Source organism: Candidatus Uabimicrobium amorphum (assembly GCF_009002475.1).
GTDB classification, from domain to species: Bacteria; Planctomycetota; Uabimicrobiia; order Uabimicrobiales; family Uabimicrobiaceae; genus Uabimicrobium; species Uabimicrobium amorphum.
The window spans coordinates 2,626,888-2,653,762 of sequence record NZ_AP019860.1; the positions used below are offsets into that span (position 1 = coordinate 2,626,888).

Sequence of the window (26,875 nt, forward strand, 5' to 3'; positions counted from 1 at the left end):
TTTAGTAGTCTTTTATTTTCATGATCAGGCAATAAAGTCTGGATTTAGGTTGAGGGAAGCAACAAGTATCCCGCTTCTCCAGAAACTAGAAAGTTTAGTAATGGCCCACTATATTCACGATATTGTGTCTAAATTTCGCAACACGAATATACTGCTTATCGGCGACATTATCTTAGATCATTATGCCTTTGGAAGTGTAGATCGAATATCTCCGGAATCTCCCATTCAAATTCTCGATGTTTCACGAGATGAATATCGTTTGGGAGGTGCGAGCAATGTCGCTAATAATATGGTCGCCTTGGGAGCGACAGTGACTATTTCTGGTGTGATCGGTAACGATGAAAACGGCAATATGCTGCGTAAAGCACTACGCGAGCAAAACATAAACGACGCTCTATTTGTCGATAATGATCGTCCGACCACAGTAAAAACGCGCATGATTGCGCAAGGACAACACTTATTACGCGTCGATCGCGAAAAGAAAGATTTTCTTTCGGCACAACTCAACGCAAAAATGGAGCAATATGTTGTTGACAACATCGACAAATACGACGTTGTCGTTATTTCTGACTACGCCAAAGGTGTTCTCTCTGCACAGTTATGCCAAAAAATTATTGATATCGCCCGCAAAAACGATAAACCGACACTCATAGGCCCCAAAGGAGATGACTGGTCACTCTACAAAAACGCTACATTGATTTCGGCAAATCGCAAAGAAACGCAAATTATTGTTGGATTCCCACTGAACTCAATGGAAGATGTAAAAAAAGCAGGACAACACCTCCTAGAAAAACTAGGAATTAAGGTCGCAGTGATTACATTAGGTCCACAAGGAATATTTGTGGCAACACAGGAGCAACAAATTCATATCAAGGCCGATGCACAAGAAGTTTTTGATGTAACCGGAGCCGGAGATACCGTTTTGTCACTGCTGAGTTTGTGCACCGCGGTACAATGCTCCTGGAAACGCGCTATTTCTCTAGCAAATATCGCCGCAGGAATTGTTGTTGGTAAAGTAGGTGCTTCTACAGTTACTCCAGAAGACCTCTATGCTAAAGCCATTTATAGCGAAAATACTCATTTACGAAAATTAAAAACCTTGCCCGAAGTTATTGTCGAATTAGAACTTTTCCGTAACCAGGGACGCACGATTGTATTTACCAATGGGTGTTTTGATATACTGCATCCAGGTCATATTCGCTACCTAGAGTACTGCCGTAACCGCGGAGATATGCTCATAATAGGTCTTAATAGCGATGCTTCTATTTCGCGTTTGAAAGGTCCCGAACGGCCTGTGATTAAAGAGAAAGACCGCGGTGAAATGTTAGCCGCTTTGAGTTCCGTAGACTATGTAGTTATTTTTGAGGAAGATACACCGACAAAGCTCATAGAATCCTTGCAACCAGATGTTTTAGTCAAAGGTGCCGACTGGAAGGGAAAAGAGGTTGCCGGAGCAAAATTCATAGAGTCATACGGCGGAAGCGTCGAGTTTTACCCATACCAAGAAGGCTATTCGACAACGAATATCATTAGTTCTATTAACAAAAAATGAGCCGAAATTTCGAGCCATTGATGAAGATATCCAAGTTTATGACTTGTGCTATTAAAAAGAGCAGATCAACCCCGATCCGGATCTTTAAAAAATCAGTAAGAAAAAGAGATTACTATGTCAGAAAAAAAGATTTTTTGTGCGCAGTGTTCCCAAGAACAGGAATGTATCATCGATCCTTTCAACGGCAAAATTCTATGTGCGGTATGCAATGAATGTCTGGGACAGGATGCAGCACACGGTCCTGTTGCCAAATCGGGCAACGAAGATATTGTTTTTGGCGAACAACCAGAAGCCAAAGCGGAAAAGACACCTCTAGTCATCGATATTGGCGCAGAATCTGAAAATTTTACTCAAAAGGATATTGCCAAAGAACAAATTTCTGACGTTATCTCACGGCCTGATTTTTATGATAGCATGGACGCTGCTTACGATCACAGTAGACGCAACCCATTTTTGTTTTTTCTAGTGGTATTTTTTTTATGCACAGTGGTGAGTGTTATTTGTATTGTATATTTTTTACAGAGAACTACACGTTCTGTCATCGTAGAGAAAAAGGTTGTGGCGGAAGAAGTTTCTCCTTTAGAACAACTACGACTTTTAGAGAGCTTACGTATAGAACGTACGCAAAAAGTGGTGCAAAGTGTTGTCATAATTGAGAATACGACCTCTCTTCGTGCAAACTCTTTTAAACAAGGCACGGGCTTTATTATCGATGAGTTAGGACATGTGGTCACCAATCATCATGTCATTAGCCAAAACTTAGGCAATCTACAGGGAATATTGCACAATCGCCGCCGCGTCAACTTTTTACTTCATTCTTACGATGAAATTTCCGACATCGCCATATTAAAAATAATTGATTTTTCGCGTGTGAAAGGTGAAGTAAGTAGGATTGAATGGGGCGACTCACAAGTATTAAAAACGGGTAGTCATATTTGGACTCTGGCACATCCCCGTGGACTTTTTTTTAGTTTGATATCAGGCTTCGTTTCGCACGACCATCGTTATTTAGCGGCCTACGTACCCAAAAAAGAATACTCTAGCGGTGGATTTTTTCACTGCTGGATTCAAGTAGACGCGGCGATTACCGAAGGTGTCAGTGGCGGTCCTCTTTTTAATTTAGACGGCGAAGTGGTTGGAGTAAATACGCGACGCAGTGAATATCCAGGTCTGGGCTTTTGTGTACCTAGCAACCACGCACGGGAAGTTGTAAATGAATTGTTGAGTTTTAAACAAATTATACGCAACACCCTGGGAGTGATCTGGCGTCCACAGTGGCATATTCAAGAAAAACAAGGGGCGATAATCAACATCATCATTCCGGACTCTAGCGCCGCAAAGGCAGGACTGCAATCGGGAGATGTGGTTCTCGAGATAAACAAACAACCGATTACGTGTCGCTATCACAGCGATTTGCCAGCACTCAGAAAAATAGAAAGTGAACTTTCATCTGACGAACAAACCATACTCAAGTTTCGCAGAAAAGAAAAGCTCTACGAAGCGCGTTTGTTTCCCGACTTGCGTAAACCTTTTCACAATAAAGTTATTTTTTTCCGCCATCTTAAATTTTGGGGAATACCTATTTCGCCTTCTTTACAAGCGTATTTAAAAACGCCACAGCAAGCTGGTATATGGATTATCGACGTTCATCCTACCAGCCCACTTTTCAAAGCGGGTGTTGCCAAAAACGATTTATTGCTCGGAATTAATCAAAATTTTAAAACAAGTTCTGATTTCATTGATTTATATCAAAATTTACCACGAAAGAAATTTATGCGACTTATCGTACAAACAGGACAAAATATTCGTAAATTGCGCTTTTGGAGTCCATAAACACATAATTCTACGGTAAAAATTTTGCATACATAGTCGAAAAATATTCTTTGCTATTTTGCATATTATATTAGGGGAGATTTTATGAAAGTAATACTTTTATCCATAGTAATGTTCGTTTCTATTGCTGCACAAGATACGCAAGAACTTCTCAAGCAAAAGCACAATGCCGCAGCTCATTTTTTTGGCGATAGTCTTTTTCTATCAGGTGAACATTCTTTTCGTCATCACAAATTAAAAAATGGTAGTACCCTACACTCTGTCTACAAAGTGGCCAACGCTTTTTCTGAATTTTGGACAAAAGACGATTGGGAATTGTACCATAGCGTAATGGTATATGTAGAAGGAGAAAATGTCGAAGTTCTGAACATTTATAAATTTACTCATAACCTGAAAACACAAACATTGCAATATACTCTGTTTTTCCACAAGCAAAAGTCCTCTGTCAGCTCTAAAGTAGTTATTGATCGTCAAGCTTCGACATTTGAGGAGCAGTATTTTGATGTAATTCTACAGTGCACAACAAAACAAAGTGCCGCTCTGATTCCCGATATAATGAAATGTACAGCACCCGGAAAAAATATAGTGGACTGTGTGCTTGATGCCGCTTTTGGACAAAGTGCAAATGATGTAGTGTCGTGTGTTCTTGCTAACAATGAACAACTCGAAAACAGAGGTGTATATTGGCGTATATTCTTAAAGCCACAAGGAATGGGATTTGTATCGGCAAAACCCTTTGGTTCTAAAGACGAATGTAGTACAACGACAGGGTGTACACACTTTGTCATTCCAAGCGGATACAAGATTACCATCAAAGCTACCGCAGCACCAGGACATAAATTCGAATACTGGCAGTACAAGGGAAATCTGTTGAGCCTAGATTCAGAATATTCTTTTGTTCCTAGTGCTGGCGGAGACTTAGTTGCGCACTTTGCAAAAGAATAATTTTATTAAGGATACGGATATGGCTGAAGAAAAACAGAAACCGAAAAAAAGTATATGGAAGAAAATTGCGATTGTACTTACCGTTTTTGTTTTTGTAACTGTCGGCTGGGCATATTATGATGGCAACAACGTTGTAGAGGTGTCATATACGGCAGACCAAATAGGGCAAAAAGTCAAAGGACATATCGTAAAAGCTTTTGATGGTAACGCTGTGGCAATTTGGGGTGTTATTGATGCCCCTGCAGAAAATGTGTGGAAAGTAATCCGCGACAAAGAAAATTTTGAGAAATTTTTACCATATGTAAGAAAAAGCGTTGTCAAAAAAGTAGATGAAAACAATTATGAGCAGGAACAAATTTTTGACTTTCCTTTCGGAACGTACCAGTTAAAACATAAGCTGTGGTACGAAGAAAAACCCAACACTTATGTTTCACATTGGCATCAACAACAGGGAATCTTAGAGGTAAATCGTGGTTCATGGACGATACACAAAGCGGGAAATAAAACGTTAATGGAATACAAAATACGTTTTGAAGCACCGTGGATTCCACTGTGGTTTGGAAATGCTTATATGAGGCAACGCCTAAAAGTTGTCGTAAAAAAATTGCGCGAGCACGTTAAAAATATCGAAGAAACAAACCCTGAATATTTTAAAAAGTGAGAATGAATGAAAAAGACTTCTATAAAAAGTACTCCTGGGGATTTTGGAAATAATGACGGGGTGACTCTAGCTTGTGGCGGTTCATCGACGTGTTGTTGCATGGTCATTATTGGCGGTGGCCTTGGTGGCGCAATTGGTCTGATCTATGGCTTTTGCCGTGGTTTTATCAAAGGAACAAAGTGGAGCGGAGAAGCAACGGGACTCAAGAAATTTGTGACGATTGTCACGGCGATGATTGCTTTGGGACTTGGTTTTACCATTGCGGGACTTCTTGTCGGAGCAGGACTGGGAATTTGCATTGATTTGATCATGGGTAATTTCTAAGAGGTAAATTGTGGATTATCCTGTCATTTCACCTCTATACACCTTAATAAAAGAAAAAACACAAATTCAATTTCGTCGTGATGATCAACAAGCCATTTTTGTCAGCGGGGACAATTCTCTTCTCAGTGATTTGTTACCTCTTTTAAATGGAGAAAATACCACAAAAGAAATACTTAAAGCACTACCTAACTATCCAAAAACAATGGTATTAGAACTACTCAAAGATTTACAACAACAAGGCATTGTTATTGAAAAGACACTGCATTCTTGTGCGTGGAAGGAAATTACAGCAACACAAAAAGACATCAGCACACTTGTTGTTTGTATTCTCAGTCATGAGATTTACACAAAACGTATTCGCGACAACCTGTCTTTACTTGGTGTTAACCACTTTACGACCATACCACGCGAAGCCAACATATCTATTGTTTGCGAACCGGGTCTGACACCATCTTTTATACAAAAATGGAATGAGGATCATCGCGTTTCATGGCTACGTGTTTCTTGGACAACGAGTTGTGCAGAAGTTGGTCCGCTATTTATTCCGCAACAGACCGCTTGCTACCAGTGCTTTCAACAACGTTTACTTTCCAACCGCCGCTTTCGCGACTCTTACGGTGAATACCAAAAAATTATCGAGCAACAAGGTATTCCTTTAAAACCCTTTGTTCCTAGCTTTTTATGGTGTATGTCACAGGTTGCCATGGAACTTTTGCGTTATGGCACACATTCACAGTTGTGTGGTCGTTTATTGTATATGGAGTGGGATACTTCCCAGCAATTTATCGAGCAAGTTTTACGCATTCCGCATTGTATGGGGAGTTGCTGTTGAACAATATCGAGAGTAAACTAGTGGGTAGACGTTGTGGCATTGTACAAAGTTTGGGAAAAGCGAAAACCGACTTTGATGATCCTGCCATCCACGCCTATGGTGCCTCACTTTGCGATACCAGTGCTTTTTCCGCAACAAAAGCCACACAAAAATGCGGAGGCGGAGGAATTGAAGATGAAGAAGCAAAATACTGTTGCCTAGGCGAAGCCATAGAGCGCTATTGTGCCGGGGTGTGGAACGAAGATGATATCACATGGGCACGCGCTGATGAATTGCGTGGTGAAGTATTTCCTATACAAGACCTAGTTTTATTCTCAAAGAAACAGTATCGTAAATATCATTTTCCTTATGTACCTATTTCACAACGAACTACATTACCATGGATAAAAGCACAACATTATCACCGTGCCTCAGAAGTTTGGGTCCCGGCATGTTTTTTTTTGCTACCTAGTCCCCAACACGATCAACAAATTTCTCCCCCCATTTCGACAGGTTTGGCTTGTCATACCTCGTTTGAAGAAGCTTACGTGCGTGGTTTGTGCGAATGTATCGAGCGTGATGCCGTTAGTTTAATGTGGCTACGCGGAGTAATTCCTCCACAAATGGTGAATATAAAAAACGAAAAACGCGTCGCAAAATTGTTGGAAGATTTTCATGGAGAGGTCACCGTAGGAGATTTAAGCTCTGATCAAAAAGTTCCCACATACTTTTGTTTACTAGAAGGCAACTCTCCCTGCGGCAATATTATTTCTTTTGGTGCTGCCTGCCATAAAAATTCTGATGATGCTTTGTATAAAGCGGTTCGTGAAGCGGCATTAGGACGCATTTATGTAAAACGACTCATTAAAAGTCGTGGTACATGGGAAGCGGGTTATAAATTTCACAATGTCAATACGTTTGATCGCCACGCCTCCTTTTACAGTTTGCACCCAAAATATTACAAACGACTGGCTTTTTTAAAGGCGGGAAAAAAAATTCCATATACATCGTACCAAGTGGAAATGAATATAAAATTTCCCGCATATGTACGCGATTTAACCACTCCTGAAATACGCGAATTAGGTCTTTATGTAGTCAAGACTTGGGTTCCCAAATTATTGCCACTTCATGGCCATCATCTTTTGCCTTTTCTCGGACATCCACGACTCGACTGCACTTCACAAGTTTTTGCCAACAGCAAGTTTCTATACAAAAAAGGATACAATCCATGGCCACATCCGATGCCGTAACAACAGTTTCTCCATCTGAATTTCACTACCTCAATTCCAAAATTACTCCGGCAAATAGCGTGTATCTAGGACAAAGTATCGCACAGTTTAGTCAAAACCGCGAAGCACTGCAAGATTCCTGTTATCCATACAAAACGTATCCAGGCGCCCAAAGATATTCACTAAAACCGCAGTGGCTATGGCGCGAAAGATTGACTTCGCTACTCAGAAAGCGCCGTTCATCGATGCATTTTCAGGGAAAACCTATCTCAAAAGGAAACTTGGCAACTTTACTACTACGTGGTTATGGTTTTACCTCTACGGTCTGCGATGAACGTTTCCCTGAAATACAACACCATCTTCGCGCTGCACCTTCAGGAGGAGCCTTATATCCGATCGAAATTTATCCACTTTGTGTGAACATCAAAAATCTACCATCAGGTTGTTATCATTATCATGCAAAGGATAAGGTTTTAGAAAATGTAGAGACAAGCATCCAAGGTATCGGCGAAATGTTCATTGGTGTTCCCTGTGAAAAGACCGCTGCTATTCTAATATTTACAGCTATTCGCGAGAGAACTTATATAAAATACGGTGAACGTGGCTATCGATTTTTATTCTTAGAGGCGGGACATATTGCACAAAATATACTGTTACTAGCAACGGCTCTTGGTATACGGGCATGTCCCATCGGTGGATTTATGGAAGACAAAATCGCAAAACTTTTGCATTTGGACCATGAAAGTGAATGGGTTGTCTACGCTATGGCTTTGGGCAAATAATTGACGAAGGAATTGAGGTGGAAATGTAGGGGCGGACCTAGTGTCCGCCCGTTCCCTCAAATACAAGTGGATATACATTTGGAGTCAAACCATCTACTACCTATAAAATTGCCACCCTCTAACAAGGATGGCAATTACAAACGAAAAGGTGTGATGATAAATTTCCATTTGAGTTAATTGTGCGTGAACATGAATAAGATAAATTTACACGAGTTCTTTGATAATCTGCTGCGCAACGTCTACTCTCACTTTTCCTGTCGCCACGAGCTTTTCAACTACAGTGTCAACGATTTCTGGAGATGCGCCCGCCATTACCGCAATATTGCGTGCATGTAATGACATGTGTCCTTTTTGGATACCTTCGCTGGCTAACGCGCGCATTGCCCCTGCATTTTGTGCAAGTCCAACGGCAGCGATAATACTACCTAGTTGGTTGGCATTTTTTATACCTAGTATTTTTAAATTTGTCTTTACCGTAGGATGAACATTTACGGCCCCACCAACAAGCCCTACCGCCATCGGAAGTTCTATGGAGCCCACTAAATCTCCTTGAACATTTTTTTCCCATTTGGTAAGTGAGCGGTAGCGTCCCGTTTGCGACGCGTAAGCATGTGCACCGGCTTCGATTGCTCTTGTATCTTGTCCCAAAGCCAAAGCAACTGCCGAAATACCATTCATAATTCCCTTGTTGTGCGTTGCAGCCCGATATGGATCGGCGTCGGCAAATTCATAGGCCAATACCATTCCATCAACAACATCCTCTCCGCCTAGCGCATCTGCATCGAAAACAGCATATGCACGTGCCATTCTCTTAGTAGCTAAATTTGAGATAATGCGAAGATAAACCTTGCCTTTTGCGATTTTCTCTATTTCTGGAGCTAGAGCTTCTGCCATAGTATTTACAGCATTCGCCCCCATAGCGTCTTTGCAATTTACAAGGAGATGACAAATAACCATCGGTCCGGAAGCCGTGTCCAGCACTTTTACTTCGAGATCACAGGCTCCACCACCTAACCCAACTAAAATGGGATCTTGTTGATTGGCAAGCTCTAGGAGTCTTTTTCGCTCTTGCAAGATGCGCATCTTCGCTGCGAAAGGATCTGCCACATTCGTAACCTGAATTTGACCTATCATAACCGGAGCGGTGTGGTTTGTATGAAAACCACCCTTTATCAGAGCTATTTTAGCCATTTTACAAGAGGCGGCAACAACAGATGCCTCTTCGATTGCCATAGGAATTGTGTACTCTCGATTATTCACCAAAAAGTTGACGGCAATCCCTACAGGTATTTCTAGCGTCCCAACTACGTTTTCAATCATTCTGTTTGCTTGGTCTAACGATAAACCACACTTTTGAAGAGCTAATAACTCATCATCACTAAGTTCTTTCGCCTCTTGAATTCTCGTCAAACGTTCTTGTGGCGAAAGTTTGTAAAATTGTTTGGTATTTAAACTTTTCATGATTCCGCTTACGTCTTAAAATATCTGAAAACACGTGGTAATAATGACACATTGTGTCACTGACCGTTCGGTCAACGATAGGCAAAATAAAAAAACACTACCTTTTCATGATACCATGAACAATGCTTTGCTTTAGGTTTTTGAAAAAAGTTTCATCAAAATCTTCGGGAGACTGTCCAAGCATAATTACTTGCACCAAGAGTCCCTCTAAACTAGAAACTATCGATAGTGCGGTGTTTTGAATATTTAAATTTTCATCAAAGATACCTTCTTCTATACCCAATTGAAGGCACTGAACAAATATTTCTTCAAAACTACGATGAATTTTTCGTAGACGCTCTGTTTTTCTCTTTTCTTTCGTTTCTGCTTGCAAAAACCAATTCATAAAAATGCGGATAAATTCCATGTTGTTTTTTACAAAAGCCCAATACATATCAATAATTTCATGCATTTTTTCTAGAGACTTTGTCTTTGCGTCTAAACGAACAAAACTAATGGCACACTGTGCAACAAATCTATCCACTAGGGATTCAAAAAGCTTGCTTTTGCTTTCAAAATACCAAAAAATCAGAGATTTGCTCACCCCAGCTTTTTTGGCGATCTTCGACATAGATGTTGCTTGGTATCCACTGTCTGCAAAAGAGTGAATAGCCGAATCCAGTATGTGGGAGCGTGTTTGTTCGTTTTCTTTCACAGAGTGTCCTTTATTATAAACATCGCTTTGACTTCTTAAGCATTTTTAGCAAAATGAATGATTGGGTGTCAAGAAAAAAGCAGATGCAATTCATAACTTTTACAAAAAAGGTTGCCATTTTTCTCCGTGTTTGTGCGAAGTAAAAGCTTGTTGTGGAGATTGTTTTTTCTCAATCACAACCATGTAAGGATAAAAATGCACAGCAGCTATAGATTTTTGAAAAGAAGACACTTCTCCACAAAAAGGTGACTTTGTTGCTTTGCAATGTAAATCACTTGCTAGACATGCAGCAAACGCAGAAAAACGATTAAAACGTCCGTGCACATCTTCGCATACAAATATGCCTCCTGGATTGATAAATGGTAGTAGCTCTTCGAGAGTGACACGTTGCTGCTCAGGCATATGCCCACCATCATCAATGACAATATCTACCCCTGCTACCTGTTTTTTTAAGTGCTGCCAAAAACCACGGTCCTGTTGATCTCCAATAAAAATAGAGGTATACTCATTTTCATAGCTTTTGCAAGATGGTTCAATATCAACACCGTAGATGTGGCTCTCATCTCCCAAGTAAGACCTCCACATCTCCAGGCTCCCTCCGCTGTACACACCAACTTCAAGAATAGACACTTTTTGCCCGATAAACCTTTTGAGATGTCGATGATAAATATCAAAATAATGCTCCCACTTCCAGATGCCATTTCCGGTTTTCTTTTGTTGGAAATAGTCCCAGAGAGGATTATCAAGTACAGGAGCTTCTTTATGTGAATGATGCTCACAGCAATAATTGTTTGCATACATATGAGCTTCATTCATCGTGGGAATATTTTTGACTATCTTTGCAAAACTACCAGGATGGCGCACCGCGGTGCATAATACATGCCATAAATTTCGTAAGTACATCCTGTTAATGATCACTTTCTTCTTTAAATTGAGTCATTTGATGGTATACCTTATTGTACTCTTGTTGTAAATCTTGCAGCAAAGATGCTATTGGCAAAACATCATTGCTTTTGATGCTCTGTTCAATAACATGCGAAATTTTCTCCATATTTAGAGCTCCCACACTAGCACTTGCGCCTTTTAAACTATGAGAAATCAATTCTATATTTTCTCTATCTGCTTCCTGCAAAGCGGTATTAAGTTCCTGGATATATTTTTTACTATCTTGTAAATACAAATCAATAACTTCGTGTACGGCAGATACACTAATTTGTTTTAAGGCAAGTAATTTTTCTTTTTCTAAAGTAGTATTTTGCATTTCGTATTCTACCCTTTTCCAACGCTTTGTTTTTCTACCCCAACGACATAAAACTTCTTCAATCGCTTCTAGGGTAATTGGTTTGCTTATGTAATCGTCCATTCCTATTTTTAAATATTTTTCGCGATCTCCACTCATGGCATTTGCAGTCATTGCGATGATGGTGGGACGCGTCTTTCTTTCCGAAAGTTTCTGTGTTGTCTGTACGCCATCCATTTCTGGCATGCGTACATCCATAAAAATAATGTCGTATTCTTTTTTCTCCAACGCCAAAAGTACCTCTAAACCGTTGGCGGCCACATCGGGAATATATCCCATTTTCTGCAAAATTCGCGTTGCAATAACCTGATTGACAGAATTATCTTCCGCAATGAGAATGCGTAAAGGCAATTGTTTGGCAAGTTTTCGATTTTTCTCTTTTTCTACAGATGTAAATAACTTTGGTTTTCCTTTAGAAACCAAACATAGCTCAAAGAAAAGCTTAAAAAAATGGCTATATTTAACAGGGGATTGCAGAACATAGGTATTGTTTGCCTTCTTACCTTCGTTACAAATCCACACAATAGGGTTATTTTCATCACCAATTTTTTGAATCATTGCGGCGTTATCTGTTGCCATTACATATAAACATATGTTGTTCTTTTGTAAAACTTTATCCAACTCTGTTTCTTTAGTCGTCAAATAAACAGAGAATCCCCATGATTTCATGCGTTGGTAAATATTCTCTAACTCTCTTCTTTCATCAAAAATGATAATACTGCAACATAGTGTTTGTGGAAAATTTTCGCGCAAATACCAAAAATCATGGTTGTCACTTTGTGCGTGTTCTACACGTATAGAAAAATAAAAAGTGCACCCACTGCTGGCATTATTTTCGCACCAAATTTTTCCTGTCATCATCTGCGTAAGGCGTTTACAGATACTAAGTCCCAAACCTGTGCCACTTTGATACTCCCCAGAATGCGCTTGGGAAAATGGGCTAAATATTTGAGAAATTTTTTCTTCGCTAATCCCTATCCCCTCATCGCGTACAGCAAAAAGGAGTTGAAGATAATCATGCTTTATTTCCTCCGCTGTTACCGAAACTTCAATTATCCCATCTTCGGTAAATTTAGCGGCATTGCTTAACAAATTCACAAGAATTTGACGAATTCGCGTGATATCTCCGCGAAGATAGTAAGGAACTGAAATATCGATATTGTGTTCAAACTTTAGGTTGCGCTCGATAGATTTAGAGGAAAAAAGGTCTATTGCATCCTCTATACAGGCTAATAAGTCAAAGTCGTGGATCTCCAGGTGCATTTTCCCCGCTTCAATTTTCGAAAAATCAAGTATATCGTTGATGATCGTGAGAAGATTTTCACTACTAATTCGGATAATGTCAATGCACTCTTTTTGTTCATCACTAAGAGTTGTCTCTAGTAAAAGGCCTGTTGTCCCCATAATACCGTTCATTGGTGTGCGTATTTCGTGGCTCATATTCGCTAAAAATTCACTTTTGGCTGAATTGGCTTTTTCCGCAGCTTCTTTAGCATCTTTAAGCTCTTGTTCTGTTTTTTTACGTTGACTGATGTCACGCAGAAAAGTGAGATATCCGAGCAATTTCCCCACAGAGTTTTGTACCGTTGTCGCCACTATTTCACAAGTAAAAACTGAGCCATCTTTACTGCGATATTTTACCTCACGAGGCTGAATATTTTTGTTCGTGTCGAAAATATCAGACTCAACATCATTATCAGGATATAAAAACGAAGGCGTTTTTCCCAAGGCTTCTTTTCCCTTGTAGCCAAACATTTGCGAAAATTTATCGTTAAACATGATAATTTCTTTGTTGATACCTTGTAAAATGATGGCATCGGGAAAAGCCTGGAAGATAGTTTTGATTTGCGACTTTGCGCGATCAAGACTCGCGGAATCTTCGATTTCCTTTGTTATATTTCGCGCTGTGGCATAGCATAGACCTCTTTTAGGGTAGGCTTTGGCGTTCCAACGCAAGTAATACCATTTCCCATCTCTGTTACGGTATCGATTTTCAAAGTGTATTACCTCTTTTCCTGTCCCTAGTTGTGAAAGTTTCTCGATGGTTGCTTGGTGATCATCCGGATGGATAAACTCAATAAACCGACGGCTACATAGCTCTTCTTGCGTATACCCCAACAATTTTTCCCAACGATAGTTAATTTTTTTAAAGTAGCCATCCAAAGTTGCAATACAAAATAAATCGGGAGATGAGTTAAAAAATATATCATACTCCTCCATAACATCTGGAGGTAATAGATTACTTTGCTTGCGTGTATTTACAACAATAATCATCAAAACTATCATCACCACAACATCTACTAACCATAGCGGCTTTCGTTGGATCCACTCAATATGCATTAAGCTGCTAATGATCAAAAGAACCAACATCAGGATCAACAGATGACCAATAATGTTAGGAACTTTATCTTTTCTCTTGTACAAAGAAATACATACCACACAACAAAGCAGTAGAGAAAATATGGTAATTACAATATGATAAATATTTGAAAAATCAATACTTGCAAGTAACATAAGGCTTTACTTTGTCACAAGACAATTTGATAATAATTTCGCCACGGATTCTATCCCATCCTCGTTTATATCGATTCCTGTTACTAGTAACATACGTAACGATCGCAGCGGCTTTAGCTTTTTCAAGCCATCGTATGTCGCACCTGTACTACCCAAAGCTAAATACTCTAAGTTTTTATGTACAGCGAGATACGGCATCCCATCATTGTCAATTTTGCAGCTAGTTAAGATTAAAAAGCGTAAATTCAGCACATTTTGTAGATGAAAAAGACCTTCGTTATTGATTTTGGTATTATACAAATTTAGGCGTGTCAGTCTTTGTAAATGTTTTAATTCTTTCACACCTTCATTTCCAATAGAAGTACCATCTATTTCAAGATGCTGTAGGTGAGGAAGTAATCGCAAATGCTTGACACACTCGTTGCCTAACTGTGGATTGTTGGTCAATGCTAAAAAACGAAGATTTTTTAATTGTGCGACAGATTTAACTCCCTCATTGCTAATTTTACATCCCACTAAAAACAGACGTTCCAGTTTTTTCAACTTTGCGAGACTTTCCACAGCTTGATCATTCACATCGGAATACCAAATTTTCAAAGTCCTCAGGTTTGGTAGTGTAGAAATATGTTTGAGGGCTTCATTACTAGAGTTGCTACGCGTCAGACATAAATGTCGAAGATTTTTTAAACGACTTAGCGCCGATAGAGATTTTTCTGTCACTTTTGTGTTGTTTAAATTTAAATGTGTCAACGAGGTAAGATCAGCTATTTTTGAGAATCCTGAGTCGTCAACTTGTGTGCGCCACAGGTTCAAAAAGCGAAGATTCTTAAGCGCAGACAACTTGTTTAACCCCTCATTCCCCACATTTGTATAGGCAAGTGATAAAGCGTTTAAGTTAGACAGTTTTTGTAAATAGTTCATCGTTTCATCGTCAGCGGGAGCATTCCACAGATCTAGCCCTCTCAAGCTTTGCAAAGCTTCTAAATGTTGTAGGTGTTTCTTTTCCGTAACAACCCCCCATAAACTAAGATGCAAAAGATTCCTACATTTTTTTAAATACTGCAAACCAGAACCCGTTATTTTAGATTCAGAAATGTCTAGCACTCTACAGTTCGGTAAATCTTTGACAAATTTTAGTCCTTCGTCTGTGACCTTTTCACAATACAAAACTTTAAGATCTGCCCTTTTGGATAAAATTTTGACAAGTGTGGCGTCTAAATCTCCATCTAACTGAATATATTGTAACTCTTTCCTTTTTACGGAGATTTCTATTTTATCCTGGGCTGGACGAAATTTTATGCCATAAGGTTTGTTGTTCACAAAAAAAGTTTTGTCTTTGTGCGAAAAATATAGTTGTTTCTCATCATCGTATACGTAATAAAATTTGCCATCGACAAACTTTTCGTTCACTACATGTACTACATCTCCGCGTTTTAAACCGACCGTACATGGCGTTTCCCCTACGTGAAAAAAGTTGACATATACATCCGACTTTAAAATTTGCGAAGAAATCTCTACCTTCGTTTGTTGTTGAGGGATAATCAGCGTTGAAAATATAGCAAATATCGACAAAACAACTGCAAAAATAACCGCAAATTTTTTCATAGTGCTCTCCTGTTCACATGTGCGTGGGCTAACCCTACGCAATTTTTAAATCTCGCGACCTTACCTTGTACGTTTTTTCCCTAAACGAGGGATCTAAGGACTCTAAATCATAATTATTTTTTGTTGAATTGGTTGTGCAGAAACACATAACTTCCCGTGATGGATATAGCCGTTGACCTCTAAACGCACCCCAAAATCTTTCATATAAATTCCCGGTTCAATAGAAAACCCTACACCTTCGATAAGCTGCCTTTCATCTTTGGTTTCCAGATTATCAATATTAACACCTTTCCAGTGCAAGTCACGACCAATACTATGCCCTGTTCGATGGACAAAATACTCACCATAGCCCGCTTCATTGATGACATTGCGTGTTACATCATCCACCTCATAACCATAGACTTTTTCGTTTTGCGAAAAACGCGTTTCTATAAACGCAATCGCAGCGTCTCGGGCTTGTTTCACAATATTGAAAACTTCTTGATGTTTCGTAGTAGGCTCACTGCCAACATAACCCATCCACGTCATATCTGCGTATACGGCATTTTCTGACTTTTCTCGCCCCCATAAATCGATTAAAACGAAATCGCCGTCCTGGATACTACGCTTATTTTCTGCCTGAGGAGAAAAATGTGGATCTCCCGCGTTTTCATTTACCGCAACAATCGGAGCATGGTGATATTCAAGGTTTTCTTTCACAATACGCTCTAAAATAAATTGTTGTAATTTATACTCACTAATACCTTGTTGTGCGTCAATACATTTACGGATGTGCTGAAAAGCCTCAAGAACGAGCGTACGCAAAAATTGCGCTGAGCGGTTGTGAGAATCAATCGCTTCTTGCGACCACACCGCTTCAAAAAGTTGTATTAAATTTGCCGAAGAGACCACTTCGACACCACAGCTTTTTACCAATTCGCATGTACCAGCATCTACATAAGACACATAGGGAACGGCTGCTTTGGGGGAATATTGCATACAAATAGTTTTGTGATTCTTTAACAGGTGTGCAAGATGCGTTTCCATTGTTTGCCAACCAGCATAGAGATATTTTTCTCCTGGCAAATGATCGAGAGTATGAGGCTCTATTTTGTGGACAAGTTTACATGGAGTTCCTGAAGCAGGGATAAAGTAAAACCAGCGTCGTGAAGCAAATGTATCCTCCGGTATCTGTAGAATGGCATTGGCCGACGGATCTATATCGCGAAAGTTATAGAACAGCCAACCATCAACCTCTTCCTTACAAATAGCCTCTTGTATTTTTTCTATCATAGAGCCCTCAAAATCATAAAGGTTAATGTGTATTGTGAAATAGCTATTTGTTATAGTTTAGCAAGTTTTTTGCGTAGAAAAAAGTTTTTTGTGTGGAACATCCCGTAACTTTGCGGGTATTCTTTCTTACGAAGATTTTGTTTCTGGATACAAAAACTAAAAACTCTACAAAAAATAAATAATTTATTGGTAAATGAATTACAAGTTCGTATAATTCAATTTTTCAATATAGTCCTAAGTTTTTGTAAATACTTAGTATTGTAGGAAAGGCACAAGCATGGCGGATTATGAAGATCGGGAAGCGTTTATTCCCTATCGCAAAGCTGATGTTGTTGAACTATGTATAGAAGATGGTAAACTTGACGAAACACAACAAAAAAAGTTTCGTGAATTTTGTGAAATATTAGGCGCTTACTATCACTTTGAATTCCATGAATTATTGGAAAAGCTCAAGGATAATTTTGCTCCTTTTAACCCTGATGCGGATACAAGACCAAGAGTTCAACCAACAATAACTGAATTAAAAACAATGGAACACGACTTGGCGGATACACTGCGCCAAGTTCTAAAGAGAGCAAATTACAGCGAATTAAGCCAAGAGAGTTTAGAAAAAGCTCTTGACGAAGAGTCTCTCATTACCCTGCGCATGGACGTCGATTTTGATGATTATGAACAAATGGTTTTCTTTCATCGTGGCGACACGGAAGAAACTGTTCAAATCAAAAAACTGTTCAAAAAAATCGATTTCACCATGGAGATGTACGAACGCGTTGTTCTTCTCATTAAATTCAAAGATGAAGAATACTTTAAGCAAAAGGGTGTTAAAATCAAAAAATTGAATTTTACTCCTGGCAAAATGTACGTATATATGTACAAAAGTATTCCGAAAGCCGACATTGAAGTTTTATTCCCCAACGTAGAAATTGGGATGAACTTTAAAGATAAACTGATGTTGGGTCTTCCAGCTATTGGTGCTGGTCTGGCCATGATCCCAAAGATTATCCCCACAGTGATTATCGTTTTCGGTTTGGTCATGACCTTAGTTTTTGGTAAAAAAGCCGTGGACGACCAAGACCTAATGAAAGGAGCGATTGCTGGTTTATCACTCCTCGCTGTTATTGGTGGTTTCATGTTCAAGCAGTATGTTAAATACAAAAATAAGCGCATTGAGTTCCTCAAGAGCGTTACCGATACGCTATTTTTCAAAAGTCTCGACTGCAACGCCGGTGTTTTTAACATGCTAGTTGATGCTGCGGAAGAAGAAGAAAGCAAAGAAGTTATTCTTGCATACTATCACCTACTCACCAATCCTCAAGGCCTAACCCAGGATGAACTGGATGATACAATTGAGCATTGGCTAGAAGAAAAATTCCAGGCACAAGTTGACTTCGACGTAGAAAAAGCCGTTCTGAAGTTAGAAAAACTTGTTGGTAAACTGGAAGACAACGACGATGCACCGGATGTACACATGCTCGCCAAAGGTGGTGATGACAAACTGAAAGTCCGCGATATCGATGATAGTAAGACCATCATAGATTATGTTTGGGATAATATTTTCCAATATAATGATTAATGTATTATATTAAGAACTTCCATAGGAAGTTCTTAATACTCAACTAAAAAAAATCTTGACAAACCTTAATAACTGGCTATACTTTCTTGTCTCGGGAAAATGCGAATAGATATTTTAACCCTCTTTCCCATGATGTTTTACAATGTCATTAATTCAAGCATGATGAACATTGCCCAACAAAAAGACATTGTGGACATTAGAGTTACAAACATACGAAACTTCACATATGATAAACACCACAAGGTAGATGAAAAACCTTATGGTGGTGGGCCGGGCATGCTCATGAAACCGGAGCCCATATTCCGTGCAGTCGAATCGATCTGGCATCCTCCAGATATTAAACCTCTTCTAATCTTATTGTCTCCTCAAGGTGAAGTATTTGATCAGCACTTGGCTAAAAAACTAAGTGAGGAAAGACATTTGATTATGATATGTGGACACTATGAAGGTGTCGATGAACGCGTACGTCAAGGACTTTCTCCCAAAGAGATCTCAGTGGGGGACTATGTTTTGACGGGAGGAGAACTTCCAGCAATGATTATAACAGATGCTGTCACTAGACTCCTACCGGGAGCATTAGGAGGTAAGGATTCTACTCATTTAGAATCGTTTCAAAGCAACTTGTTGGAATATCCTCAGTACACAAAGCCAGAAGTATGGCGAGACATGAAAGTCCCCGACATATTGAAATCGGGACATCACAAAAAAATTTGTGAGTGGCAACATCAACAAGCAAAGCTACGCACACAAAAACGTCGTCCAGATTTATTGAAACAAAATAAGAAAGTGGAGCACGATGAATCGTCTTGATGAATACAGCAAAAAATTTACAAAAAAGCATATTCCAAATTTTGAAATAGGTGACACTGTAGATGTCGTAGTTCTTATCATGGAAGGTGAAAAGGAACGTAAACAGACATTCACCGGTACAGTGATTGGTCGCAGAGGAAGTGGATTGAATGAAACTTTTACCGTAAGACGTATTGTTCAAGGAGAAGGTGTCGAAAGAACTTTTTCTATTCATTCAAGTAAAGTGATTACGATAAAAGTAAAAAGAAAAGGTAAAGCGCGTCGCGCCAAACTTTATTACCTCCGTGACCGTGTGGGTAAAGCTACAAAAGTAAAAGAAAGAATTTGGAGTGCCAAAGCTGCTAAACAATCGGCCAAAGAATCAAAAGAAGCCGAAAAAGAAGCTGAAGCAATGAATAAGGCCTAAATTTTCCGCCTTATTTTATGGAGAGCCGTAACTGGCCTCCATAAAACTCTCATATCATAACGCTAATTTGTCGAAGCATGATGTATAATAATGCATAGTATAAAGATATGAGGTGTTTACATGAACAAAAGTTCAAGTGAAAAAGGCAAGTTAGCGGAAAAAATCGCTCAAAATTACTTAAAAGCGATAGGCTACGCCATAGTAGAGCAAAACCATCGCAATTTTTTTGGTGAGATAGATATTATCGCCTACAAAAATGATACTTTGACCTTCATTGAGGTAAAAAGTACCTACAGTGAAAATATTACAGCCTTAGAAAAAGTTACTCCACAGAAGTGTCGCCGTATATTTAATATTGCAAATCTATTTATACACCAAAAGAAAAATATGTACAAAAAATTTGCGTTCGAAATAATTTGTGTGAACGTAAAAACCAAAAAGCTAAACCATTTTACTAGAGAGTTTTTTGATTTCTAATGTCAGACGAACAAACAAAAAATAACATATTGATTGTCGACGACGATCCTAGTTTACAGGTATTGCTTTCAGAAATTTTGAAGTTAGAAGGTTTAGATTTTGACATCGCCAAAACAGGAAAAGAAGCATTTGGCTTTGTCATGAAAAATACATATGATTTAATATTGATGGACATAAAGATGCCAGAATGGGATGGTATTACAGCCATTCGTTCATTAGACTTTGTCCAGAAAATCCAAAAAATCATTGTAATATCTGCCTACTTAGACTCCGCAACACTTCAAGAACTCAATAGCGAACCACTCGTAGTTGGCTGGTTAGAAAAACCATTTGATCCTAACGAACTTGTGAAGATGATTCACAAAATATTAGGTGGCTAACAAGTAAATCATCTGCACTATCAGTAAAATAACAGCATAATTATTTTACCGACAGCTCATGGGTGATTTACTGTAATATATATAAGGTTCGTATCTTAGATACGGTATATATACGCACAAGTATCCCGTAGATTCAATAGAAGCCCTACACACCGCAAAATTTTAAAAAAAACTTTGATTTTTATGATTTAGTGATGTATTATTATCTGTGATCACTACGGTTAACATACGATTTTTAGAAAGGCCATAAAAGTGAGCGATGATAAAAAGAAAAAAAAGAAAGAACCAGTAACAAAAACAGCAAAAAGAGATCCAAAAGATGAGGCTTTAAAGTTAACAATAGACCAAATTCACCGTAAGTTTGGAAAAGGTTCACTTATGCGTCTAGGGTCTATGGAAATAGCGCCTATTGATTCTGTATCTACAGGATCGATTTCTTTAGATTTCGCATTGGGAATCAAAGGGGTTCCACGTGGACGTATTGTCGAAATTTTTGGCCCAGAGTCCTCCGGAAAAACCACATTGGCCCTACACATTGTCGCCAATGCACAAAAAAATGGTGGGCGGGCAGCGTTTATTGATGCGGAACACGCATTAGATCCTAATTATGCAAAAGGCCTTGGGGTAGATCTTGATAGCCTATATATTTCACAACCCGACAGCGGTGAACAAGCATTGGAAATTACAGAACTATTGGTATCATCCAACTCTTTAGATGCTATTATTATTGATTCGGTAGCGGCGCTAGTTCCTAAAGCAGAGTTAAGTGGTGAAATGGGAGATTCACACATGGGGTTACAGGCACGCTTAATGTCCCAAGCTTTGCGTAAACTGACTGGAGTGATTAACAAAACGAACACGACTGTTATTTTTATCAATCAACTACGAGAAAAAATAGGCGTCTTTTTCGGAAATCCAGAAACAACAACAGGGGGGAAAGCTTTAAAATTTTACGCTTCTGTCAGAATGGATATTCGACGTATTGGAAGTATCAAGAAAGCAGATGAGGTAATTGGTTGTCGCACAAGAGCAAAAGTAGTAAAAAACAAGGTTGCTCCACCTTTTCGCGAAGCGGAATTTGATATATACTTCGGTAAAGGAATCTCTTTAGAGAGTGATATCTTAGAGTTGGCGGTAAACCATAAAATTGTTGCCAAAAGCGGTTCGTGGTATTCCTTCAAAGGCAACAAACTAGGCCAAGGAAAAGAAAATGTGTTGGCCTACCTGGAAGATCATAAAGATATTATGGAAAAAATTACCGAAACATTAATGGAAACTTTGTCTCCGCAACCCCAAACCAAAAAAGAAGATGAGGAAAAATAGAGGTCTTTTTCTTGCTGATTAATTTGTGATGAGGACACCCCGGCTTTGACAAGTTGGGGAGGAATCGTCACAATCGAACTAATTCTTTATGAACTGCGATAAGGTCGATACTTACGAAATAAAGACAAAAAGCCCGTATGTCCCAAACCACGATACTCAGGTCGACATTTGTTGTGGTCAACACACCACTCTCGCTCTTGTAGTTCTATTGTTTTTAAGTGCCATAGGCACAAAGAACGCGCACTAACCACCGTTTCCTGCACTTGATGTGTAGAAGGGCTGTATGTAACAACATAACCTCCTATTTTTAGTGCCTCACTCGCCAATTCGATTGCATCCCATGGTTGTGGTATATCCAAAATAATCACGTCTACATTTTTTTGCGGTATACTTTTGGTGATATCATGGCATTTTATTGTCAAGTTGTCCAGACCTAACATATGGGCATTTTTCTCTCCTAAGCGTACATGATCATCGCGTAAGTCGTATGAGAAGACGTGTTTTGCATAGTAAGCCAAAAAACAGCAACATCCACCACTCCCAGTTCCCGCATCTACCACAACTTTCGTTTTGTCAATACTAGTATTGCAAACAATCCACCCAAGATCTTTAGAAATCATTATTTGTGCTTTGCGCTTAATACATTCCCAAGTATCTAAAAAGTCAGCGTCTAAAATATAGGCGGTATTACCTGTTGTTGTCGTAATTTGAGAACCGCTTTCTTTCTGAAGATCCTCGGGAGAAAACGAGCCTTCTGCACAATGAAAATGACTACGACAATCGCGAATAAGATAGCTACGCTTTGGGAAAAGAATACGACGTATCAAAGTTTTTACCTCCTAAAATTAGACAGGATTAACAGGATGACAGGATAACAAATTTGCTATCCTGTTCATCCTATTAATCCTGTCTAAATTTCTTAAATCTCAAATTTTTGAGACTCTAACTTTTTCATCTCGGCATCGAGTTTGCGCAGAAACACAAACGGAAAAATTCCACTAGAATGACCATCACTCCACCAAATTTGAATAGCATAACGCCCAACTAATTTGATTTCGTCAGGTTTCACATCTAAAGGAACTGTACTAGGGTCTAGTAGCTTTCTTCCGGTCATTTCCTCTACGCATTGTGCACATTGGCAACGTAGGCGCAATTCGCGAGCGATAAATACGCTCTCGTGATTGTCACCCCATATTATTTTTATGTCGTGCTCGTTTGCTCGCGTAACTTCTCGTGGAATAGCTGCTTTTTCATTCACAAAAAATTCCTTAAAAAGTTAACTTGATTTCTTGAGGTACATCACCAGAGGTATGCATTGACTCAACTTGAGATGCCAAGTTTTCCGCAGCAGCAATAAATGCTTGAGCATGAGGACTGTCCATATCAGCTTCAACGATTGGCATACCTTCATCAGATTGTTTGCGAATGGTTGTTGCGATAGGAATTTCTCCAAGGAAAGGCAATTGTAACTCCTCAGCAAATTTTTTAGCTCCGCTCTCACCAAAGATGTAATCCTTTTCACCGTTGGGTATTTGATAGTAGCTCATGTTTTCTATAACGCCAATAATAGGGCAATTGAGTTGCTGAAACATTGCCATACCTTTTTTCGCGATATTAAGAGCCACAGTCTGTGGAGTTGAGACAATTACTGCTCCTGTCAACGGAACCTGTTGACAGAGCGTAAGCTGAACATCTCCTGTTCCTGGAGGAAGATCAATCAAGAGATAGTCGAGTTCTCCCCATTCCACACCTTTGAGAAATTGAGTGATCATTTTGTTGAGCATCGGCCCACGCCAAATGACAGCTTTATCTTCAGGAAGAAAAAATCCCATCGACATGACTTTTAATCCATATTTTTCGACAGGAACAATAATATTATTTTCTTTTGGCGTTGGACTTTCCGTTACATTCAAAAGCGTCGGGATACTTGGACCATAAATATCAGCATCCATAAGCCCTACTTTGGCACCTTTTTTACTCAAAGCCATCGCCAGATTCGCACTTACTGTCGATTTTCCCACACCACCTTTGGCGCTCGAAATCGGAATAATATTTTTGATACCTGGAATTGGTGTGTTCGCTGGAGAGGTGTTGCGTACGCGGGTTACGATTTGTACATGGGCCTCTTTTACACCAGGAATCTCCAATATGCTATCTATGGCTTGTTTTTTTAGCTGCTCTTGTGCAGGAGATGACGATGTTGCTACCTCTATTTGGCATGATACACGCCCCTCTTCTATGCTCACGTTCTTAACAAATCCCAGAGAAACCACATCTTTTTTTAGTTCCGGTTCTGTAACGTTTGCTAGAGCTTTCAGCACAATTTCATTTGTTACTTTGCTCATATTACTCTGCTTTCTTTACGACCATGGACACAACAGTTCGATCGTTTCCACCCATATTTATTGTGAGTCCATATGGTCTTTCATTGGTCATATTGATTTGCGAATTACCTGCTTGGCCAGTAACTTGGTTACAAACATCGATCATTTGTCGAATTCCTGTAGCTCCCGTAGGGTGACCATAGCCCACAAGTCCACCGGTAGTATTCACAGGCACTTTTCCGTCGCGCTTAGTATCTCCATTTTTTACAATGTCTCCGCCTTTTCCGTATTCTGCAAATCCAGCGGCTTCAAGAGCGAGTATTCCTGTTATCGAAAAACAATCGTGAAGTTCCACGACACCAACCTCATCCACTGAAATACCAGCCATCTGATAGGCTTTTTCTACAGCATCTTTCGTCGTTGTCAAACGAGTTAAATCTTCAGGAGCTTTCGTTAAGTCATCTTCCGATTGACCCACGCCAATGACTTGTACTGCCTTTTCTTTTGCAATACCTAACTTTTGTAAACCCTCTTCAGATGCACAGATAATTGCCGAAGCACCATCAGAAACTTTCGAACAATCGAAAAGATTTAAGTGATCGACAAAACCTTTTGGATTTGGTGACTTCATCCCCAAAGACAGCAAATCAGATGTTTTATTTTCAAACTCTTGTGCATTGTCACATGTTCGCGCATTTTCAACAGCCTGTACATACCAATGCGCCATTGCTTCACGTGCGCCTTCTTCACCAAATTTTTCATAGTATGCTCCCGCACGATCCGAGAATTTACCCGGGAAGAAATAGGCATGTCCACTTTTACGTTCTGCCTTGTAATGTCCTGCAGCAGCAAGGTAATCAGCACCATATATCGCTTTTACACTATTTTGAACTTCGACACCGATGACCAACACGACATCCGCGGTCTCTGCCAGAATAGAACGTACAGCATTACTAAGAGCTAATCCACCTGAAGCACAAGCACCTTCTACACGAGAACAAGGTTTATGAACCAGAGCTTTATCAATCATCGGGATCATTGCGGCAAGGTGAGCTTGACGATTGAAGCGTGCTGCAATAAAGTTACTGATAATTCCTTCATCAATATGCTGAGCATCGCTTATTTGTGCAATGACTCCCTGTCCAGCTTCTTTGATATACTCTTCTAAACCAGGACGTGGTTTTTTGGGATGGAATTCACTACGACCTGTCCCTAGAGAAATCGTATTGTAACCACATGCAAAATAAACAGGTTTTCTTAACTTTTTCATTGTGTTCTCCTCTAGATGGTGGTAATTCCATATGCATGGAAAAAGCCTGTCAACAATACCTTATCAACATCTCCATTGCACAGTGCGACATCATTCTTGACTAAGTTTTCGGCAATCTCTTTCGACGCTTGCGCGTATTTAGATGCGAGTTGACAGCCTAGTGATTCGCCGGAATTTAACTCTGAAAAGATCTGTGCAACGACATCCTGCTTTTGTTTCAGCATTTTTTTCCATGGTTTCCATGACGCAGGATAGTCCCCTAGCAGTTTATCCCACTCTTCTGTGGAATCTAGAGGTACGTAATTGTCCTGTTTATAGCAGTACACTCCTACCATTTTTCCCTTTTCGTATTGGAAAAAACCATCTTTTTGGCTACCATCACCTCGTTGCCCACCAAGAGCATTATTTTTGATCATTGTGTCGATCAATTCATTTTTGAATTCTTCACCTTCAATATACTTATCCATAATTTGCAAAATGAAATTATAAACGTCGATTCCAACATAGTCTAATAACTGAAAAATACCCATCGGACGCATTAAAAAATCTTGGGTTACTTTGTTCATTAAGTAAACAGCACAGGTGAATGAATGTTGCTCCTGAAGTTCTTTTGTCTTTTGCAAGGCGTACAAACCTTCGCGAATAAAATGACCATTGCCAATAAAACCAGCTACGTCATTAGAGCATACAACGGTTTTGCGCAATCTACCCGCGAGTTCTTCTGCAATATTTTGTAGATCTTGCTGGGTTTTTTCTGACGTAATAATTTCCAAGAGTTTTTGAATCGCAGGTGGATTGTAAAAGTGGTAGCCAATAATGCGACCTTGTAGTCCTGCACCTTCGTCAACTACTTTAATTGGAATAGAAGACGTGTTGGTAAAAAAGTAAGTATCGTCCTTGCAAATAGACTTGAGTTGCTTGAATATATCGATTTTCAAAGACTCGCTTTCGATAACAGCTTCGAAAACCACTGAACTGTCTTTAGCTGAAGATAGTTCTTTTGTCGGACGCAAGATGCCAAGAGTTGTGTTTACTAACTCATCTATTATTTCAGAATTCTCCACGAGGTCGCTACGGTCTTTGTAGATCTGGCGTAATTTAACAATTTGTTTTTCTGCCATTTTTAAAATTTGACCACGAATATACTGAACGAGGTCATACAAACCTTGGTCTCGTGTATCAATGAGATGTAGAACGATATCTTTGTCAGGATTCTTTGCTTTTGCCATTCCTAATTGTTGTGCAAGTAGTAAAGAGATACCGCTACCCATTTTTCCAGCAGCACCTACTATTGCGACATTCGACAATCGCTCATCTAAATTCATAAAC

25 protein-coding genes are annotated in these 26,875 nt (G+C 39.4%); 14 read left to right on the plus strand and 11 right to left on the minus strand.

The features are described 5' to 3' along the window. Positions 1-100 precede the first annotated feature (100 nt). The 8 genes from rfaE1 (at position 101) to UABAM_RS09310 (ending at position 8,137) form a co-directional block, all read left to right on the plus strand. Positions 101-1,552 carry a D-glycero-beta-D-manno-heptose-7-phosphate kinase gene (gene rfaE1, locus UABAM_RS09275; protein WP_151967722.1) on the plus strand — a complete coding sequence of 484 codons (1,452 nt, stop codon included), beginning with the start codon at positions 101-103 and terminating at the stop codon, positions 1,550-1,552. Between the two features lie 114 nt (positions 1,553-1,666). Further along, positions 1,667-3,385: a trypsin-like peptidase domain-containing protein gene (locus UABAM_RS09280; RefSeq protein WP_151967723.1), complete on the plus strand. Its 1,719-nt coding sequence runs from the start codon at positions 1,667-1,669 to the stop codon at positions 3,383-3,385. 84 nt (positions 3,386-3,469) lie between these two features. Beyond that, entirely contained in the window at positions 3,470-4,330 is an 861-nt protein-coding gene (locus UABAM_RS09285) for a hypothetical protein (protein WP_151967724.1), read from the plus strand. Between the two features lie 19 nt (positions 4,331-4,349). Beyond that, entirely contained in the window at positions 4,350-4,991 is a 642-nt protein-coding gene (locus UABAM_RS09290; RefSeq protein WP_151967725.1) for an SRPBCC family protein, read from the plus strand. Between the two features lie 6 nt (positions 4,992-4,997). Continuing rightward, entirely contained in the window at positions 4,998-5,315 is a 318-nt protein-coding gene (locus tag UABAM_RS09295) for a hypothetical protein (RefSeq protein WP_151967726.1), read from the plus strand. A 10-nt stretch (positions 5,316-5,325) separates the two neighbouring features. Then, entirely contained in the window at positions 5,326-6,147 is an 822-nt protein-coding gene (locus UABAM_RS09300; RefSeq protein WP_151967727.1) for a TOMM precursor leader peptide-binding protein, read from the plus strand. Continuing rightward, the gene (locus UABAM_RS09305; RefSeq protein WP_173013224.1) at positions 6,144-7,376 is read left to right on the plus strand and encodes a YcaO-like family protein; all 1,233 of its coding nucleotides are present in this window, start codon (positions 6,144-6,146) and stop codon (positions 7,374-7,376) included. The genes UABAM_RS09300 and UABAM_RS09305 overlap by 4 nt, the downstream gene beginning before the upstream one ends. Then, positions 7,355-8,137 carry a SagB/ThcOx family dehydrogenase gene (locus tag UABAM_RS09310; protein ID WP_151967729.1) on the plus strand — a complete coding sequence of 261 codons (783 nt, stop codon included), beginning with the start codon at positions 7,355-7,357 and terminating at the stop codon, positions 8,135-8,137. Before UABAM_RS09305 ends, UABAM_RS09310 begins: the two co-directional genes overlap by 22 nt. Positions 8,138-8,341: 204 nt before the next feature. Here UABAM_RS09310 and UABAM_RS09315 read toward each other — a convergent pair whose 3' ends face one another. The 6 genes from UABAM_RS09315 to UABAM_RS09340 form a co-directional block, all read right to left on the minus strand. After that, on the minus strand, positions 8,342-9,598 hold the full coding sequence (locus UABAM_RS09315; RefSeq protein WP_151967730.1) for a hydroxymethylglutaryl-CoA reductase, degradative: 1,257 nt from the start codon (positions 9,596-9,598) through the stop codon (positions 8,342-8,344). A 97-nt stretch (positions 9,599-9,695) separates the two neighbouring features. Beyond that, positions 9,696-10,292 (minus strand): TetR/AcrR family transcriptional regulator, encoded by a 597-nt coding sequence (locus tag UABAM_RS09320; protein WP_151967731.1) that lies wholly within the window; start codon positions 10,290-10,292, stop codon positions 9,696-9,698. Between the two features lie 99 nt (positions 10,293-10,391). Continuing rightward, positions 10,392-11,210 (minus strand): class I SAM-dependent methyltransferase, encoded by an 819-nt coding sequence (locus UABAM_RS09325; protein ID WP_151967732.1) that lies wholly within the window; start codon positions 11,208-11,210, stop codon positions 10,392-10,394. Continuing rightward, positions 11,200-14,106 carry a PAS domain S-box protein gene (locus UABAM_RS09330; protein ID WP_151967733.1) on the minus strand — a complete coding sequence of 969 codons (2,907 nt, stop codon included), beginning with the start codon at positions 14,104-14,106 and terminating at the stop codon, positions 11,200-11,202. Before UABAM_RS09330 ends, UABAM_RS09325 begins: the two co-directional genes overlap by 11 nt. 6 nt (positions 14,107-14,112) lie before the next feature. Further along, on the minus strand, positions 14,113-15,711 hold the full coding sequence (locus UABAM_RS09335) for a leucine-rich repeat domain-containing protein (RefSeq protein WP_151967734.1): 1,599 nt from the start codon (positions 15,709-15,711) through the stop codon (positions 14,113-14,115). Positions 15,712-15,813: 102 nt separating this feature from the next. After that, positions 15,814-16,983, minus strand: coding sequence for a M24 family metallopeptidase (locus UABAM_RS09340; protein WP_151967735.1), 1,170 nt, complete (start codon positions 16,981-16,983; stop codon positions 15,814-15,816). Between the two features lie 277 nt (positions 16,984-17,260). Here UABAM_RS09340 and UABAM_RS09345 point away from each other — a divergent pair, with 277 nt between their 5' ends. From UABAM_RS09345 to recA, 6 genes are all read left to right on the plus strand, one after another. Further along, the gene (locus UABAM_RS09345; RefSeq protein WP_151967736.1) at positions 17,261-18,556 is read left to right on the plus strand and encodes a DUF3754 domain-containing protein; all 1,296 of its coding nucleotides are present in this window, start codon (positions 17,261-17,263) and stop codon (positions 18,554-18,556) included. A 99-nt stretch (positions 18,557-18,655) separates the two neighbouring features. Next, positions 18,656-19,366, plus strand: a complete 711-nt coding sequence (gene trmD, locus UABAM_RS09350; protein ID WP_151967737.1) for a tRNA (guanosine(37)-N1)-methyltransferase TrmD — start codon at positions 18,656-18,658, stop codon at positions 19,364-19,366. After that, complete coding sequence (gene rplS / locus UABAM_RS09355; protein ID WP_151967738.1) at positions 19,353-19,772, plus strand: 50S ribosomal protein L19; 420 nt, start codon at positions 19,353-19,355, stop codon at positions 19,770-19,772. The genes trmD and rplS overlap by 14 nt, the downstream gene beginning before the upstream one ends. 120 nt (positions 19,773-19,892) lie before the next feature. Next, the gene (locus tag UABAM_RS09360) at positions 19,893-20,249 is read left to right on the plus strand and encodes a YraN family protein (protein WP_151967739.1); all 357 of its coding nucleotides are present in this window, start codon (positions 19,893-19,895) and stop codon (positions 20,247-20,249) included. Beyond that, positions 20,249-20,629, plus strand: a complete 381-nt coding sequence (locus tag UABAM_RS09365; RefSeq protein WP_151967740.1) for a response regulator — start codon at positions 20,249-20,251, stop codon at positions 20,627-20,629. Before UABAM_RS09360 ends, UABAM_RS09365 begins: the two co-directional genes overlap by 1 nt. 252 nt (positions 20,630-20,881) lie before the next feature. Beyond that, entirely contained in the window at positions 20,882-21,952 is a 1,071-nt protein-coding gene (gene recA / locus UABAM_RS09370) for a recombinase RecA (RefSeq protein ID WP_151967741.1), read from the plus strand. An 86-nt stretch (positions 21,953-22,038) separates the two neighbouring features. On the opposite strand, the gene UABAM_RS09375 is transcribed toward recA, so the two are convergent. From UABAM_RS09375 to UABAM_RS09395, 5 genes are all read right to left on the minus strand, one after another. After that, a complete protein-coding gene (locus tag UABAM_RS09375; protein ID WP_151967742.1) occupies positions 22,039-22,779 on the minus strand; it encodes a methyltransferase domain-containing protein in 741 nt (246 codons plus the stop codon). Positions 22,780-22,871: 92 nt separating this feature from the next. Beyond that, positions 22,872-23,210, minus strand: coding sequence for a DUF971 domain-containing protein (locus UABAM_RS09380; protein ID WP_229759376.1), 339 nt, complete (start codon positions 23,208-23,210; stop codon positions 22,872-22,874). A 10-nt stretch (positions 23,211-23,220) separates the two neighbouring features. Continuing rightward, positions 23,221-24,297, minus strand: coding sequence for an Mrp/NBP35 family ATP-binding protein (locus UABAM_RS09385; protein WP_151967743.1), 1,077 nt, complete (start codon positions 24,295-24,297; stop codon positions 23,221-23,223). A 1-nt stretch (position 24,298) separates the two neighbouring features. Further along, entirely contained in the window at positions 24,299-25,546 is a 1,248-nt protein-coding gene (locus tag UABAM_RS09390; protein WP_151967744.1) for a thiolase C-terminal domain-containing protein, read from the minus strand. A gap of 11 nt (positions 25,547-25,557) precedes the next feature. After that, positions 25,558-26,871, minus strand: coding sequence for a 3-hydroxyacyl-CoA dehydrogenase family protein (locus tag UABAM_RS09395; RefSeq protein ID WP_151967745.1), 1,314 nt, complete (start codon positions 26,869-26,871; stop codon positions 25,558-25,560). Positions 26,872-26,875 lie beyond the last annotated feature (4 nt).